Source organism: Campylobacter showae, from assembly GCF_004803815.1.
GTDB lineage: Bacteria > Campylobacterota > Campylobacteria > Campylobacterales > Campylobacteraceae > Campylobacter_A > Campylobacter_A showae.
On record NZ_CP012544.1, the window covers coordinates 1,079,112 to 1,093,370 of the forward strand.

The window sequence follows — 14,259 nt, forward strand, 5'->3', positions numbered from 1 at the left end:
ATTTGGCTCAAATTTTGCTCTTTTGCATTACTTTAAACCAAAAAATCCATTCTATAAAATTTTGCCAAAACCCATTTTTGAAAGCTTTACATCGTCAAAAACTCTAGAGCAAATTTGAACCCTCTATAAACACAATTAGCTTCAGCAAAATTTATACTAGGTATTGCAAACTTAGCAAATTTACTTCGCGCCAATCACAAGACGCATGTTGCAAGCTCTCCAAATTTGACTGAAACACAGCAATCATTTGCCGTATTGCTTCAAATTTCATAAAGTCAAACCAACTTAAAGCCAGCCTGCCCTCACCTCAAATTTGACCAAATCCCAAAGCAAATTCGGTCAAATTTAAATGCAAATTTAGCCCAGCAGCCTTTTTGCACACTCGCTTATACTCTTGCCGTCGCTTCTAGCGCCGATTTTTTCTTTGGCTGCTTTCATCACCGCACCGATATTTGCGCCCTCGCCAAGGCTAGCGATGATCGCTTTTATCTGGGTTTCTAGCTCGTCTGCGCTTAGTTGCTTTGGCAAATAGCCGTTTATGATATCGATCTCTTTTTGCTCGTTTTGCGCTAGATCGTCCCTGCCGCCGTTTTTATACTGCTCGATAGAGTCCATGCGGCGTTTGATCTGGGTTTGTAGGATCGGTAGCACCTTTTCGTCGGTCATTTCGGCGCGCTCATCGACTTCGACTTGCTTGATGACCGAGTTTATGAGCCTTAGCGTGTCGCGGCGAAAGTTATCTTTTTCTTTCATCGCAGTCTTGATGTCCTCTAAAATTTGCTCTCTAATCGTCATTTTTTCTCCTTTAAATTTAAGTAGGCAAATTATAACGAAGCTAAAATTTAAAGCTAATAAAACCGCCTAAATTTGGCTTGCTTAAGAAAAATATAGTTATAATTAGCCATTAATTTTTAAAAGGACTTGCTTGAGAAGCGACAATCTCTTTGCATTTGCGATCTTTATAATCACCGCGTTTGGATTTTTCGTTTGGGGCTATCAGTACATCCCGACTCATCACTTTTTGCTTTTCAGTATCGCTAGTATTTTCGGTATCTTTATGGCGTTTAACATCGGCGGCAACGACGTTGCAAACTCCTTTGGCACGAGCGTGGGCGCCAAGACCGTCACGATAAAGCAAGCCCTAGTTATCGCCGCTATTTTCGAGCTTAGCGGCGCGATATTTGCCGGCGGCGAGGTAACAAAAACCATTCGCGAAGGTATAGTGAGCTTCCCGCAGGAGGGCACGGAGCCGATGCTTTTCGTGCTGATTATGATGTCGGCGCTTTTAAGCTCGGGTATTTGGCTATTTATCGCGTCTAAAAAGGGTCTGCCCATCTCCACGACGCACTCGATTGTAGGCGGCATCGTTGGCGCCGGGCTTACGATGGGCTTTACGACGATGAGCGGAGATAAGGCTCTAGCTATGGTCTCCTGGGGCGAGATAGGCAGGATTGCCGTTAGCTGGGTTATCTCGCCGCTGCTAGGAGGCATCCTTTCTTATTTTATTTACGGCTACATAAAATCTAAAATTTTGATCCCGACTCGTAAATTTACCCTAGAGCTAAAGGTGCTAAAACGCGAGCGTAAAGCCTACAAAGAGCGCTATTTGCAAGAGCTAAAAACAAAACCCGAAAGCGAACAGATAAGGATACTAAGCAAGATCGCGGTCCTTGACGAGGATGACGTCGAAAGCGGCGAACGCAGCGAATATAAGCTCACTATCAAAGCCATGAAAGAGCGCGAAAAAGAGATCGATACGTCAAAAGCTATGCGCAAACATATCCCGATGGTAGCGGGCATCGGCGCGATCATCATCTCATCGATGATGCTTTTTAAAGGGCTTGAGCATCTAAATTTAGACCTAGGTTTTATCGGCACGATCTGGATCATCTGCGTCATCGGTATCGTCACCTATCTCGCCACGCTTGCGATGATAAACGTGATGAAAAAAGACAATGCCGAAAAGAGCACGAACCGCATTTTCTCGTGGTTTCAGATATTTACGGCCTCCTCGTTCGCCTTCTCTCACGGCGCAAACGACATCGCAAACGCCGTGGGCCCATTTGCCGCGATCCTAGACGTGCTAAAGACAGGCTCGATAAACGCCACAGCACCCGTACCTGGTATCGCGATGGTGACGTTTGGCATCTCGCTCGTGGTGGGGCTTTGGTTTTTGGGCAAGGAGGTCATTACCACGATCGGTAGCAAGCTAGCCGAGATCCTACCCACGACCGGTTTTAGCGCCGAGCTAGCCGCTAGTACGGTTATCCTGCTAGCGACAAAGCTCGGTATACCCGTCTCCTCGACGCACATCCTCATCGGCGCGGTGCTTGGCATCGGTATCCTAAACCGCGACGCCAACTGGAAAATGGTCAAACCTATCGTGCTTGCTTGGGTTATCACTCTACCGATCGCAGGCGGCTCGGCAGCACTTATTTACATGCTTCTAAAGACTATGTTAGGCTTGTAAATTCGACTATTCGCGAGCCGTAACTGGCCGATTTGTTTTGCCAAAACTTATAAAGTTAGTCTTGGTTTTTACCATAAAGTCACAGCAGTGCTCGGCAAATTTAAGCTAGTTTCGTTCAGGTACTATTTAAAACTATAGTTTTATATAATCTAAGCCTTTGGGCTGACTGCTTAAATTTAATGTCTTGACGATAATGCCCGCCTTGCCAAAAAAACGACAAATGATTTTTCACAACAAACTCAAACAATCAAATAAAGGCTCTTGCAACTAAATTTTATAAAATTTAGCAAGCTATTTTTTTATTTATGTATTCGCAAATTAAATTCAGTAAACATAATAGAGTAGTCAAATTTTTACTAGTTAAATCAATAAGCTGGGTAAATTTGACGGCTGGGTAAATTTGACGGCTGGGTAAATTTGACGGCTGGGTAAATTTGACGGCTGGGTAAATTTGACGGCTGGGTAAATTTGACGGCTGGGTAAATTTGACGGCTGGGTAAATTTGACGGCTGGGTAAATTTGACGGCTGGGTAAATTTGACAAAGCGCCGAACTCTTACGAGCTCGGCGCTTTGTCGCAAGCGGTTAAAAAGTATTTTCTCTTTTTTCTAGCACGAGATGCAGTATATAAGTCACCGCAAATGCGACCGCACTAGGCACGATCCAGCCCAGCATCGAGTCGTAAAACGGCATTTCTTTGACGAGATCCGTCAATAGCGGCACGGAAACGCCCGCGATATCAAGTCCGTTTATCGTGCCGACGACCACGCAGACGTAGACGCAGGTGCGGTAGACGAGCTTGCTCGAGTCGATCAGCGGATTGATGAGCGAAAGGATGATGAGCATGATGGCGATCGGATAGATGGCGATGAGCACCGGGATCGAGCCCTTGATAATGGTCGTGAGGCCAAAATTCGCCACGCCAAAGCCGATCAAGCACCACGCCGCGACCCAAATTTTGTATTTGACGCGTCCGCCCGTTAGCTCCTCGAAGTACTCGCTAGCAGAACTGATGAGCCCCAGCGTCGTCGTGATGCAAGCTAGGAAAAACGCAGAACCCAGCACCAAAACGCCTGCCTTGCCGAAATAATGACCGCTGATGCGAGATAGCAGCTCGGCTCCGTTGATCTCCGGCGCGTCTTTAAACAGCTCCGCCGACGTCGCACCCAAGTAGCCCAGCATCAAGTAAATCGACATCAAAATCACGCCCGCCGTCATGCCTGCCTTTATCGTCGATGAAACCAGGTGGCGCTCATCTTTTACGCCCACGGTTCTGATAGCGTTTATCACGATGATACCAAACGCCAGCGAAGCTAGCGCATCCATCGTCTGATAGCCCTCTACAAAGCCCTTAGCCGCAGCATGCTGTGCATAGTCTCCGCTAGGAGCGACGAACTCGCCGATCGGGAACAAAAATCCCGCTCCAAAAAGCAGCAAAATAAGCGCCAAAAGCAGCGGAGTGAGGTATTTGCCGAGTAGATCGACTAGTTTTGACGGATTCATACAGACGTAATAATTTAACGCAAAATACGCCGCCGAGTAGAAAAATAGCCAAATTTGCAAATTTTCAGCCGAAATAAACGGCTTAACAGCGATATCAAAAGGCATATTTGCCGCGCGAGGTATGGCAAAAAGCGGCCCGATCGTGAGGTATAAAAGCGCAGTAAAAACCACTGCAAACACGGGATCTATGCGGCGCACTAGGCTCTGAAGCCCTTTTGCTCTAGCGATCGCTGCGACGCCAAGCACCGGCAAAAGCACCGCCGTAGCGCAAAAAAACATGATCGCGACGTAAAAATTCTGCCCAGCCTCTCGCCCCAAATTCGGCGGAAATATGAAGTTCCCTGCGCCGAAAAACATGGCAAAAAGCGTGAGCGAGATGACTAAAAACTGATTTTTGCTAAGCTTTTGTTTCATTTTCGCTCCATTTTAGTTTTAAATTTGGCAAATTGTATTTAGATAAAGTTGAATTTTCGTTGATTTGAGTTAAATTTACTTATTTTTCGCTCGCGCGTGTTTCGATTTGAAATTTAACCGCGCGGCGGGAGTAAAATTTAAACATTTTAAAGTATAATCGCGAAAAGGAAAAAAATGGCGAAAACTAAAACCGTATTTGAGTGTCAAGCCTGCGGTAATCAGCAGAGCAAATGGGTCGGCAAATGCCCTCAATGCGGGGCTTGGGATAGCTTTTTAGAGCTAAATGCGCAGCAAATAGAAACGCTAAAAGAGATATCAAAAAGCTCTGCAAAACCGAGTCTCGCAAAGCAAATCAGCGAGGTCGAGATCGAAAAAGTCACGCGTATCAGCACGGAAAATAGTGAACTTGACCTGGTTCTTGGCGGCGGCGTCGTGGAGGGCTCGCTAGTGCTAATCGGCGGAAGTCCCGGCATCGGCAAGAGCACCTTGCTACTAAAAATCGCGTCAAATTTCGCCGCCCAAGGCAAAAAGACGCTCTACGTGAGCGGCGAAGAGAGCGCAAGCCAGATCAAAATGCGCGCCCAGCGCCTTGACGCGGTCAAAGACGGGTTGTTTCTGCTCACGGAAATTTTACTAGAAAACATCCTCGCCGAAGTGCGCAAAAACGAGTACAAAATCCTCGTCATCGACTCTATACAGACGCTTTACAGCGAAAAAATCGCCTCCGCACCAGGCTCCGTATCGCAGGTGCGCGAGATCACTTTCGAGCTCATGCGCCTAGCCAAAAATGAAAACATATGCGTCTTTATCATCGGGCATATCACAAAAGACGGCTCGATTGCAGGGCCGCGTATCTTGGAGCACATGGTGGACGTGGTGCTTTATTTCGAGGGAGACTCCAGCCGAGAGCTGCGTATGCTACGAGGGTTTAAAAATCGATTCGGCTCGACTAGCGAAGTGGGGATTTTTGAGATGAGCGAAAACGGACTAATCAGCGCCAACGATGTCGCGGGCAAATTTTTCACGCGAGGCAAGGCTACTAGCGGCTCGGCGATCACGATCACGATGGAGGGTTCGCGCGCGCTTAGCGTCGAGATCCAGGCGCTCGTGTGCGAGAGCGCGTATCCTAAACGCAGCTCCACTGGCTACGAAAAAAACCGCCTAGATATGCTACTAGCGCTACTTGAGCGCAAGCTCGAAATACCGCTGGGTCACTACGACGTCTTTATAAACGTGAGCGGCGGCGTCAAGATCAGCGAAACTGCGGCCGATCTAGCCGTGGTCGCGGCGATCATTTCCAGCTTTAAAAATCGTCCGATCAGCAAAGAGAGCGTATTTATGGGCGAGCTTAGCTTAAACGGCGAGATTCGCGAGATATTTAACCTCGATCAGCGCCTAAAAGAGGCCAAAACGCAGAAATTTAAAAACGCGATCGTACCAAGCAAGCCGCTTGACGCACAAGGGCTAAAATGCTTCGTCGCAGGCGACATCACGCAGGTTTTGGAGTGGATGTAAAATTTTGCCGCCAAAACCCGCTCCGCAAAAACGCAAAAGGAAAAAACATGGAAAATCTAAAATGGAAGCTATCAAAAACGCTAAAAACAGCGATGAGACAAAGAGATATCGATACTTTTACACTAGCTAAAATCGCCGAGGAGACCTATGCAGCGGCTCATGCGGACGGCGATTTAGACGTAAGGCAAGAAGTTTTTAAGGTTATCGACGAATACGCGAGCGAGGTAAATTTAGAAATTTTAGACTTGGTTTGCCAAATTTTAGGCTCTAGCGTTAAATTCGGCGACGACGGAGATTTTTAAATTCACCACTACTTTAAATTGCTTCAAAATTTAAATCCGGCACAAAAGCCCAAAACGCTTAAATTTACGGTAAAATCAAAACCAAAGTAAACGCAAAAACGGCAAAACTTAAGATGTTTAAATTTTATTCATACTTGGGCAAAATATAAATACGGGCGGCGAATTTTACATAGCTATCCGGCTAAAAAAGGCAACAATCGCCTTTGCGCAATAAAGCTCGGCAAAAGGCGCCGTTTTTAGCAGATTACGACGGTCGCGGCCCAAAAGAGCAAAGCGGCGAAATTTGCGAAAAAATCGCGCCGAAAAATCCAGCTAGGCATAGCCGCAAAATGCCGTAAAAAACAAAAACTAGGAAAAAAATGTTTGGTTATATTAGGTTTATCTTAGCGTATTTCGTGCTACTATCACACGTTGGTATAGGACTGGCGGGCAAAAACATCGGCGTCTTTGCAGTCGTGATTTTTTATATCCTAGCAGGACTCGTCACATCAAAAGTCTTTATTAAAATCGCACCGAAAAACGCACAAATAAGCTACTTCATAAAAGATAGATTTTTACGCATTTATCCCGCATTTTTCTTTGCGTTTGCGCTGACGGTGCTATTTTTTTGCGCGACGTCGTATCTGCAGCCGCATTTTAATGCAAAAAACTTGCTTCTAAATGCGCTTATCGTACCTCTAAACTACTTTTTTTGGCTCGACGTCTCCGTCATAGACGCGCCCGTGGGGCTAAATTTCATCATACCTCCGGCTTGGTCGCTAGGAGCCGAGCTTCAGGCATATGCCCTGCTCGTGCTAGCGATCAAATTTAGACGGCTGGGCTACGCGTTAGCCCTTGGTTCACTAGGCGTTTACGCAGCGGCAAATTTAGGCTTTATAAACGCCGACATTTACGGATACAGGCTTGTTTGCGGCGTATTTTTTATGTTTTATACGGGATTTTTGATCTATCAAAAAGAGCTTGGTAAGCTCGCCGTTTTTTATGCAGCAGTAGTAGCACTGGCGGGCTATCTTTTTTACTCGCACGAATTTAGCGCTTTTGGCGCAGAGACGATGCTTGGATACTTGATCGGTGCGGCCATCGTTCTAGCGCATGAGAAGTTTAAATTTAAGCTCAAATTTAACGAGATCGCGGGCTCGCTTTCATATGCGATTTTTATCAGCCATTTTCTTTTTATTTGGCTCAGCCAGCTTTTGCTGGGTAATGTAAATTTGGCATTTGTAACGGTCGGTTCGGTCATGTTTGGATTCGTAAATTTTTATTTCATAGAGAAAAAAATAAATAAAATAAGATTTAAAAAGCAATAAAATTTGTATCGAAATTTTTAAGAAAAGTACGAAAATATCGCGAATTAAATTTATTTTAAAACCACGAAAATCGTACGAACAAGTATCAAAAAATCCCTAAAAATCGAAAGATTATCGACATATGCGCACTCCATTTTTACTCGCTCGTCAAATGGAATTTCATTCCTGCCGCTCACCTGCCAAAGCCCCGTAAGCCCCGGCCTGACCCTTGTTATCTTGCCTAAATTTTTACCGATTTGTTTTTTTTCGTAAAACATATACGGACGCGGTCCGACCAGGCTCATCTCAAGCCTAAGAACGTTAAAAAGCTGCGGCAACTCATCAAGCGAAGTACGCCTGATAAATCCGCCGACTTTTGTTATGCGCGGATCAAATTCGTATTTGTGAAATTTGGCAAAATGCTCGGCCTCTGCGGGATTTTGTGCAAGATAATCGTCTAAAATTTTACGCCAATTTTTATGCATAGATCTAAATTTATAGCAGCTAAACGGCTTGCCGAAGCGCCCTATTCGCTTTTGCTTGAAAAATACGCTCTCGCCGGGCTCGTTTATCTTTATGACTGCTGCTATAACGGTGACGACCGCAAGCCAAATCGGCGCACTAGCGATAACAATAGCATAATCAATCACAGCTTTTAGCAAAATTTTAGAGCGCAGACTCATAGCTCGCCCTCTAAAAATCTCTCGTAGCTATCCTCTACGAGCCGCTTTATCTCTCGCTCAAAGCGCTCTTTTGAAAATTTTAGCGCATTTTGCCTGATCGCTTGCGGATCAAATTCGTCTCTTATTTTTTCAAATTTTACCACTGCTTCGTTTAGGCTAGCTTCGTTTTGCTCGCTAAAATAAACACCCGTGATGCCGTCTATCACGCTCTCTTTCGCGCCACCCTTACCCAGGCAGATGACTGGCGTACCGCAGGCCTGAGCTTCCACGGGCGCTATACCAAAATCCTCTACGGCAGCAAATACGAAGGCTTTTGCCTTACCCATCAGCTCCGCAGTCTCGCGCGCACCCCTGAAGCCTAAAATTTCAATATTACTTTTGGCGATATTTCTGATTTCATTCATCTGCTCGCCGTCACCCACGACGACTAGCTTTTTGCCGCTTTCGTTAAAGGCGCGCACGATTAAATCGATCTTTTTATAAGGCACCATCCTTGAAACCGTGACGTAAAAGTCCTCTTTATTTTCGTTTAATTTAAAATTTGCAGTATCGACAGGCGGGTAGATCACGGCGGCATCTTTGCCGTAAATTTTACGTATGCGGCGAGCGATAAAATTTGAATTTGCGACGTAAACGTCGGCCCTGTTTGCCGCGGCGATATCCCACAGGCGAATTTTATGTAAAAAATATCTAGCTAGCGCCGCTTTTAGTCCGCGTTCTAGTCCGTTTTGACGCAAATAGTCAAAATACATATCCCAAGCATATCGCATCGGAGTGTGTATGTAGCTTATATGAAGCTGGTTTGAGTGCGTCAGAGCGCCCTTTGCTACGGCGTGCGAACTAGACAGCACGACGTCGAATTCGCTCAGATCAAACTGCTCTATCGCTAGCGGAAAAAGCAGCAAATAGCTCCTAAATTTGCTCTTTGCAAACGGTAAATTTTGAATAAAACTGGTTCGAGCGAATTTGCCATTTAAAATCTTTTGCCTATCGTCGAATTTAAGGTAATCAACAAGGCTAAAAATCTCAAAATCGTCCCAAATATCCGTAAAACTCTGCACGCAACGCTCAGCTCCAGCATAGGTTTCCAGCCAGTCGCAAACCAGAGCTTTTTTCATCCGCTCCGCCGCTACTTTCTATCGTAGTCGTCGCTGATGCGCACGATATCGTCCTCACCCAGATACTCGCCCGTTTGTACTTCTATGACGATGAGGTCTGAGTTTGTGGCGTTTTCCAGACGGTGAGTCTGTCCTTTTTTTATATATATAGACTCGTTTCGTTTTATTTGCATCTCATTATCATCTATGGTTACTAGCGCCTCGCCCTCTACGACGACCCAGTGCTCGTTTCTTTTAAAATGCTTTTGCAAGCTCAGTCTTTTACCAGGCTTAACGACTATCTTTTTCATTTTGTAGCCGCTACCCTCGCCTAGCACCTCGTAGCTACCCCACGGACGGTACACGCTCGTGTGCGTTTCGCAAATTTCAGGCAATGAATTTGAAAAGTGCTTATAAACCTCTTTTACCTTTTGCGAACTGCCTTTTTTAGCGATCAAAAGCGCGTCTTTGGTGTCTACTACGAGCAAATTTTGCACATCCACGAGCGCGGTCGGTTTTTTAGTTAGAATGAAATTTTCGCTCGCGCCGATTTGTAGCGACTCGCCCTCGTTTTTTATCTTTTTACTCAGCTCGTCAAAGCTGCCCATATCGCTCCAGCCCGCATCCAGCGGCACCATTTTGATATTTAAGCTTTTTTGCATTAGGGCGTAGTCGATACTGATATCCTCGATCTTATCCATAAAATTCGGACTTATTTTTAGCAGGCAAGGCTCGTTTGCCGAGCCCTCTATCGCCGCCGCAACGTCCTTTACGATACTTGGCGCATATTTTTTCATCTCGCCCAAAAACACGCCCGCCTTAAAGCAAAACATACCGCTGTTAAAATAATACCCGCCCTCTTTTATAAATTTCGTCGCGGTTTCAAAATTTGGCTTTTCGATAAATCGCTCTACGTCGCCGTTTTTATCGGCCTTGATGTAGCCGTAGCCCGTGTTTGGTTCGTTAGGTTTTATGCCAAACGTCACCAAAAAGCCCTGGTTTGCATAGCTTTGCGCGATCAAAAGAGCCTTTTTGTATTCAGTCTCATCCTCAATTAAATGATCGCTCGGTGTAACGAGCAAAATTTCGTCCCCATCGCAGCAAAGCGCCGCAAACGTAATCGCCGCGGCGGTGTTTTTACCAAATGGCTCAAGAATAAATTTATCTATTTTTTTACTACCGCATTCGTCAAGCGCCAAAAAGTAGTGCGCCTCGTTGCAAACGATGATCGTTTTTTGCGCGTGCACGTTGCGTCTAAGCGTAAGGTCAAAGAGCGATTTTCCGTTAAAAAGCCTAATGAATTGCTTTGGCATTAGCGTTCGCGACAACGGCCAAAGCCTCGTGCCCGAACCTCCGCAAAGTATAACGTTTGTCATTTTTTACGCCTTTTGCTTTAAATTTTCGACCAAATTTAAAAATGTTTCTTGAAGCCGCGCCAGTAAATTTTGATCCTTGGTCTCAAATCTCGTAACGATAACAGGCGTCGTATTTGAGGCTCGTACTAGCGCCCAGCTACCGTCCTCAAATCTCACCCTAACTCCGTCTATGTCGATGATTTCGGCTATTTTACCTAGGCCTGCTAGCAAATTTTGCGCGTCGCCATTTTCGTAAATTCCAACCAAAACCTCTTTTAGCTTTGTAACTAGTTTAAATTTCTGTGCGTCGGTCGTTTTTATCTTTATCTCGTCGGTACTGAAAACTTTTGGCAGTTTATCTAGCTCGCCATCTAGGTTAAAGCCCTTTGCAACCAGCTCTAGCGCGCGAAACATCGCATATGTCGCATCGTCAAAGCCAAAATATCTCTCCTTAAAGAAAATATGCCCGCTCACCTCGGCCGCCATGTCGATATTTAGCTCTTTCATCGCCTTTTTGATATTGCTGTGACCGGTCTTACCCATGAAGCTTTTACCGCCGTGAGCGTCGATCTCGTCGTACATATTTTGCGAGCATTTGACCTCGCCGAGAACTCGCGGATTTTTCATCGCAAGGCTATATAGATAGGCTAGTTCGTCGCCTTTTATGTTGCGTTTTTTGGTCAGAACCGCGATGCGGTCTCCGTCGCCGTCAAAGCCAAATCCTATGTCAAATTCGCCCTTGAGCACGGCCTTTAGATCGCTTAAATTTTTCTCCTCGCTAGGGTCTGGATGATGGTTTGGGAAGTTTCCGTCGGGCTCGGGGTATAAAATTTTCGCATCCAAATTTAACGCCTCACAAATTTCGGGTAGCACTGCTCCAACTGCGCCGTTTGCACAGTCGATGACGATTTTAAGCGGTAAGGCTTTTAGATGCCCAAACTGCTCTATAAGAAAATTTTTATAAGGCGTCGCGATATCGAATTTTTCAGCCCTCGGATCATCCGGTATTTTCGTTTTTGCCGTGATATCAGCCAGTACGGCGATTTTTAACTTTTGCAAATCCTCACCAAAATAGCTATCTTTAAAAATCGTGATTTTAAAGCCATTGTACTCTTTTGGATTATGAGAACCGGTTATCATTATATTTGCGTCAAATTTGTCTGAAAACACGCTAAAATACCCAACCGGAGTCGGTAGCAAGCCAATATCGTAGACTTTCATACCGGCCAAATTTAGCCCACTAACCAGCCAGCCGAAAATCTCATTCGCGCTTAGTCTAGCGTCATATCCTACGCTAACGTTTTTTGCGCCTCGGCGTAGCATCCCTCGACCCAAATTTAACCCGATCGCTTTGACGCTGATTTCATTTAGATCGCGCTCGTAAATACCGCGTATATCGTATTCTCTAAAAATTTCGTCTATCAAAATTTTACCTTTATAAATTTATTTTATTTTAAGACGGTGTATTTTAGCATTTTTGGGTTAAATTTTACTAAACGGCGACGTCTCCGAGCTTTGCTTGGATAGCTTCTATCAAGCTTTGAGGCGCAATTTTGATCTGTTTTCCTCGCACGCCGGCGCTTACATAGACGTAGTCTTGCTTTAAAATCCTCTCATCAAAAAACGTCTCGAACGCCTTTTTCATCGCTATGGGCGAGCAGCCGCCCCTGATGTAGCCCGTCACTTTTTCAAGTTCTCTTAAGTTTAAAAGCTCGCATTTTTTATGCCCGCTAAGTCTAGCCAGAGCCTTTAAATTTAAGCTCAAATCGCCCTGTATGCACGCTACGACGTAGCCTCTAGGCTCGCATTCGCAGACGATAGTTTTATATATTTTTTCTATTTGCTCGCCGCAAACGGCAGCTACGTGAACGGCGCTCAGATCGCTTTCGTCCACTTCGTATTCAACTAGCTCGTATGGGATATGTTTGCCGTCCAGAAACCTCGCGGCATTTGTTTTATGTACCATTGCTTTCCTATTTTTAAAAAATTTATGGCATAAATATAACATAAGTTCTTAAAAAACAGTATAAGTGATAAACCAATAAACAAAAAATAACATTTAAAAGCACACAAGGTATTGCCAGCCGTGAACAAGTATATTAAAATGATTTTGTCGTAGACCGAAGGTTTTAAGCCTTGTCTAGATGTTGCAGGGGCTTGATAGCCCGTACTTGTGATTGCCATAATTGCTCCTTTTGTATGGTTTAGGGCAATTATTGCTCAAGGTGCAGTGTCAAATCTACCTAGTTTTGGGGCATATTGGAGACAAATAGTGTCAAAATATACACAATTTGGGGAAAATCGGAAAAATTTTATTAAATCTAGCAGAGTAGGGGCGATTTATCCGCCCTTTTATTTTTGCTTCTTATCGTCTTTTTGCGTATTCTTGGCAGTTATAGCGACTAGTCGCCTTTTTGCCGCATTGATCGCCGCAAGCTTCGTTTTTGTAGAGATGTCTTTGCTGATGATGGTTTTTTGTAGTATATTGCCGATTTTTTCGGCATCGTCTAGTTCTATTATCTTTTCTACTAGACGATCGGCGGGATTTTGTGATATAATACTATCAGTGGCAGACGAATACGCCTCGCCAGCGGAATTTGCGTCCTGCTTTAGCGCAGTTTTATCGGCGGCGCTTAAAGGTGTTGGGAGCGTGGATGTCCCAGCCGTCTGCCGTTTTACATTAGCGACCGACCCCGCTTTATTTGCGGTAGCCATCGTCCGGCTTTCGACCGGAGTGTCGGTTGAGGCGCGCCGACCGGTCGCTTTTTCTAGCTCGGTGTTCCCTAAAAGCTTATCTTACCTTCTTTCAAGCTCTTTTATTCTCTTATCTTTATTGTTTTTTGTGACGTGAACTATTTGACCATCGCTTTTTCTGACGCCTATCTCGCCTACTTTTTTATCGTCTAGGTGTTTTACCATCAAAGCGTTTTCGTCTATGTTATTCTTAAAAAAATGCGTCGGGTTGTCTTTTATCTCTTTGATCACGCGAAATACGTCCGCCTCGCTTTTAAACATTTCGGGATGCTTTAACGCTAGGCTCTTTAAATTTGCTATCCATTCGTCGCTTAATACGCCGCTTAAATCGTTTATCCATTTCTCGACTTCAAATTTATGCCGCGCGTATTGTTTTGCCGAGCCGCCGTCTCTCATCGTCCAGCCTTCGCCCTTTACGACTTCTTGTTTTGCTTCTGCTTGCTCTAGCTTACTTCCTTGCTCGGCCGTTTCACCTTGCGTTTCTTTTATGATTTGCCTTATTTCGGGAATTATTTCGGTTTTGAATTTTTCAAGACCTGTTTTTGTTAGGCTATCCATATTCTCTTTAGGGATAGCGTCGATATTTCTAATCACTACGCTTAGATCGCCCACATTTCTTAGCGCATTTGCTATGTGGTTTTTTAGGGCTTGGTTGTTGCCTAGATAAGGTATGCGGGATTTTAACTTATTTACTATACGGTTTCTAGCCATTACTTTAAAAGCTAAATATACTTTGGCACAGAAAATGCTAGGAATAGTATGCTAATAATGGTTGCTATTTAACAATTTAAAAAATAAAATGCCTCAAAAAATTAAGCATTTCAAGGCTCCAAAATGCATTGTTTTGGGAAAAAGAAAATTTAAGATATAATTATATTTAA

14 protein-coding genes are annotated in these 14,259 nt (G+C 44.6%); 4 read left to right on the forward strand and 10 right to left on the reverse strand.

Annotated elements, in window-relative coordinates; translation table 11 throughout:
* Positions 1 to 357: 357 nt before the first annotated feature.
* Positions 358 to 795 (reverse strand): GatB/YqeY domain-containing protein, encoded by a 438-nt coding sequence (locus tag CSHOW_RS05270; RefSeq protein ID WP_002947676.1) that lies wholly within the window; start codon positions 793 to 795, stop codon positions 358 to 360.
* Between the two features lie 130 nt (positions 796 to 925).
* On the opposite strand from CSHOW_RS05270, the gene CSHOW_RS05275 reads away from it, so the two are divergent.
* On the forward strand, positions 926 to 2,470 hold the full coding sequence (locus CSHOW_RS05275; RefSeq protein WP_002947675.1) for an inorganic phosphate transporter: 1,545 nt from the start codon (positions 926 to 928) through the stop codon (positions 2,468 to 2,470).
* Positions 2,471 to 2,830: 360 nt separating this feature from the next.
* Here the strand turns inward: CSHOW_RS05275 and CSHOW_RS05280 are convergent, their stop codons facing one another.
* Both CSHOW_RS05280 and brnQ read right to left on the reverse strand, forming a co-directional pair.
* On the reverse strand, positions 2,831 to 3,013 hold the full coding sequence (locus CSHOW_RS05280) for a hypothetical protein (RefSeq protein ID WP_171992809.1): 183 nt from the start codon (positions 3,011 to 3,013) through the stop codon (positions 2,831 to 2,833).
* A 41-nt stretch (positions 3,014 to 3,054) separates the two neighbouring features.
* Entirely contained in the window at positions 3,055 to 4,386 is a 1,332-nt protein-coding gene (gene brnQ, locus CSHOW_RS05285; RefSeq protein ID WP_004321421.1) for a branched-chain amino acid transport system II carrier protein, read from the reverse strand.
* Positions 4,387 to 4,560: 174 nt separating this feature from the next.
* Here brnQ and radA point away from each other — a divergent pair, with 174 nt between their 5' ends.
* The 3 genes from radA to CSHOW_RS05300 all read left to right on the forward strand — a co-directional run bounded on the left by radA (position 4,561) and on the right by CSHOW_RS05300 (position 7,510).
* Complete coding sequence (radA, locus tag CSHOW_RS05290) at positions 4,561 to 5,901, forward strand: DNA repair protein RadA (RefSeq protein WP_004321420.1); 1,341 nt, start codon at positions 4,561 to 4,563, stop codon at positions 5,899 to 5,901.
* Positions 5,902 to 5,948: 47 nt separating this feature from the next.
* Positions 5,949 to 6,203, forward strand: a complete 255-nt coding sequence (locus CSHOW_RS05295) for a hypothetical protein (RefSeq protein WP_004321418.1) — start codon at positions 5,949 to 5,951, stop codon at positions 6,201 to 6,203.
* 359 nt (positions 6,204 to 6,562) lie between these two features.
* Positions 6,563 to 7,510 carry an acyltransferase family protein gene (locus tag CSHOW_RS05300; protein WP_004321415.1) on the forward strand — a complete coding sequence of 316 codons (948 nt, stop codon included), beginning with the start codon at positions 6,563 to 6,565 and terminating at the stop codon, positions 7,508 to 7,510.
* 50 nt (positions 7,511 to 7,560) lie between these two features.
* Here the strand turns inward: CSHOW_RS05300 and CSHOW_RS05305 are convergent, their stop codons facing one another.
* The 7 genes from CSHOW_RS05305 to CSHOW_RS05335 all read right to left on the reverse strand — a co-directional run bounded on the left by CSHOW_RS05305 (position 7,561) and on the right by CSHOW_RS05335 (position 14,089).
* Positions 7,561 to 8,172 carry a sugar transferase gene (locus CSHOW_RS05305; RefSeq protein WP_004321413.1) on the reverse strand — a complete coding sequence of 204 codons (612 nt, stop codon included), beginning with the start codon at positions 8,170 to 8,172 and terminating at the stop codon, positions 7,561 to 7,563.
* Positions 8,169 to 9,290: a glycosyltransferase family 4 protein gene (locus CSHOW_RS05310; RefSeq protein WP_004321410.1), complete on the reverse strand. Its 1,122-nt coding sequence runs from the start codon at positions 9,288 to 9,290 to the stop codon at positions 8,169 to 8,171. Before CSHOW_RS05310 ends, CSHOW_RS05305 begins: the two co-directional genes overlap by 4 nt.
* Before the next feature lie 11 nt (positions 9,291 to 9,301).
* The gene (locus tag CSHOW_RS05315; RefSeq protein WP_004321407.1) at positions 9,302 to 10,645 is read right to left on the reverse strand and encodes a mannose-1-phosphate guanylyltransferase/mannose-6-phosphate isomerase; all 1,344 of its coding nucleotides are present in this window, start codon (positions 10,643 to 10,645) and stop codon (positions 9,302 to 9,304) included.
* A gap of 3 nt (positions 10,646 to 10,648) precedes the next feature.
* A complete protein-coding gene (locus CSHOW_RS05320) occupies positions 10,649 to 12,049 on the reverse strand; it encodes a phosphomannomutase/phosphoglucomutase (RefSeq protein WP_004321405.1) in 1,401 nt (466 codons plus the stop codon).
* A gap of 67 nt (positions 12,050 to 12,116) precedes the next feature.
* Positions 12,117 to 12,590, reverse strand: coding sequence for a Cys-tRNA(Pro) deacylase (gene ybaK, locus CSHOW_RS05325; protein ID WP_004321402.1), 474 nt, complete (start codon positions 12,588 to 12,590; stop codon positions 12,117 to 12,119).
* Positions 12,591 to 12,976: 386 nt separating this feature from the next.
* The gene (locus CSHOW_RS05330) at positions 12,977 to 13,339 is read right to left on the reverse strand and encodes a hypothetical protein (RefSeq protein ID WP_004321399.1); all 363 of its coding nucleotides are present in this window, start codon (positions 13,337 to 13,339) and stop codon (positions 12,977 to 12,979) included.
* Between the two features lie 81 nt (positions 13,340 to 13,420).
* On the reverse strand, positions 13,421 to 14,089 hold the full coding sequence (locus CSHOW_RS05335) for a hypothetical protein (protein WP_004321397.1): 669 nt from the start codon (positions 14,087 to 14,089) through the stop codon (positions 13,421 to 13,423).
* Positions 14,090 to 14,259 lie beyond the last annotated feature (170 nt).

What these genes read in the sequence shown, in the direction of transcription:
- CSHOW_RS05270 (WP_002947676.1), bottom strand. Translation starts at nt 795, where the DNA reads ATGACGATTAGAGAGCAAATTTTAGAGGACATCAAGACTGCGATGAAA.
- brnQ (WP_004321421.1), bottom strand. Translation starts at nt 4,386, where the DNA reads ATGAAACAAAAGCTTAGCAAAAATCAGTTTTTAGTCATCTCGCTCACG.
- radA (WP_004321420.1), top strand. Translation starts at nt 4,561, where the DNA reads ATGGCGAAAACTAAAACCGTATTTGAGTGTCAAGCCTGCGGTAATCAG.
- CSHOW_RS05295 (WP_004321418.1), top strand. Translation starts at nt 5,949, where the DNA reads ATGGAAAATCTAAAATGGAAGCTATCAAAAACGCTAAAAACAGCGATG.
- CSHOW_RS05300 (WP_004321415.1), top strand. Translation starts at nt 6,563, where the DNA reads ATGTTTGGTTATATTAGGTTTATCTTAGCGTATTTCGTGCTACTATCA.
- CSHOW_RS05305 (WP_004321413.1), bottom strand. Translation starts at nt 8,172, where the DNA reads ATGAGTCTGCGCTCTAAAATTTTGCTAAAAGCTGTGATTGATTATGCT.
- CSHOW_RS05310 (WP_004321410.1), bottom strand. Translation starts at nt 9,290, where the DNA reads ATGAAAAAAGCTCTGGTTTGCGACTGGCTGGAAACCTATGCTGGAGCT.
- CSHOW_RS05315 (WP_004321407.1), bottom strand. Translation starts at nt 10,645, where the DNA reads ATGACAAACGTTATACTTTGCGGAGGTTCGGGCACGAGGCTTTGGCCG.
- ybaK (WP_004321402.1), bottom strand. Translation starts at nt 12,590, where the DNA reads ATGGTACATAAAACAAATGCCGCGAGGTTTCTGGACGGCAAACATATC.
- CSHOW_RS05330 (WP_004321399.1), bottom strand. Translation starts at nt 13,339, where the DNA reads ATGGCTACCGCAAATAAAGCGGGGTCGGTCGCTAATGTAAAACGGCAG.
- CSHOW_RS05335 (WP_004321397.1), bottom strand. Translation starts at nt 14,089, where the DNA reads ATGGCTAGAAACCGTATAGTAAATAAGTTAAAATCCCGCATACCTTAT.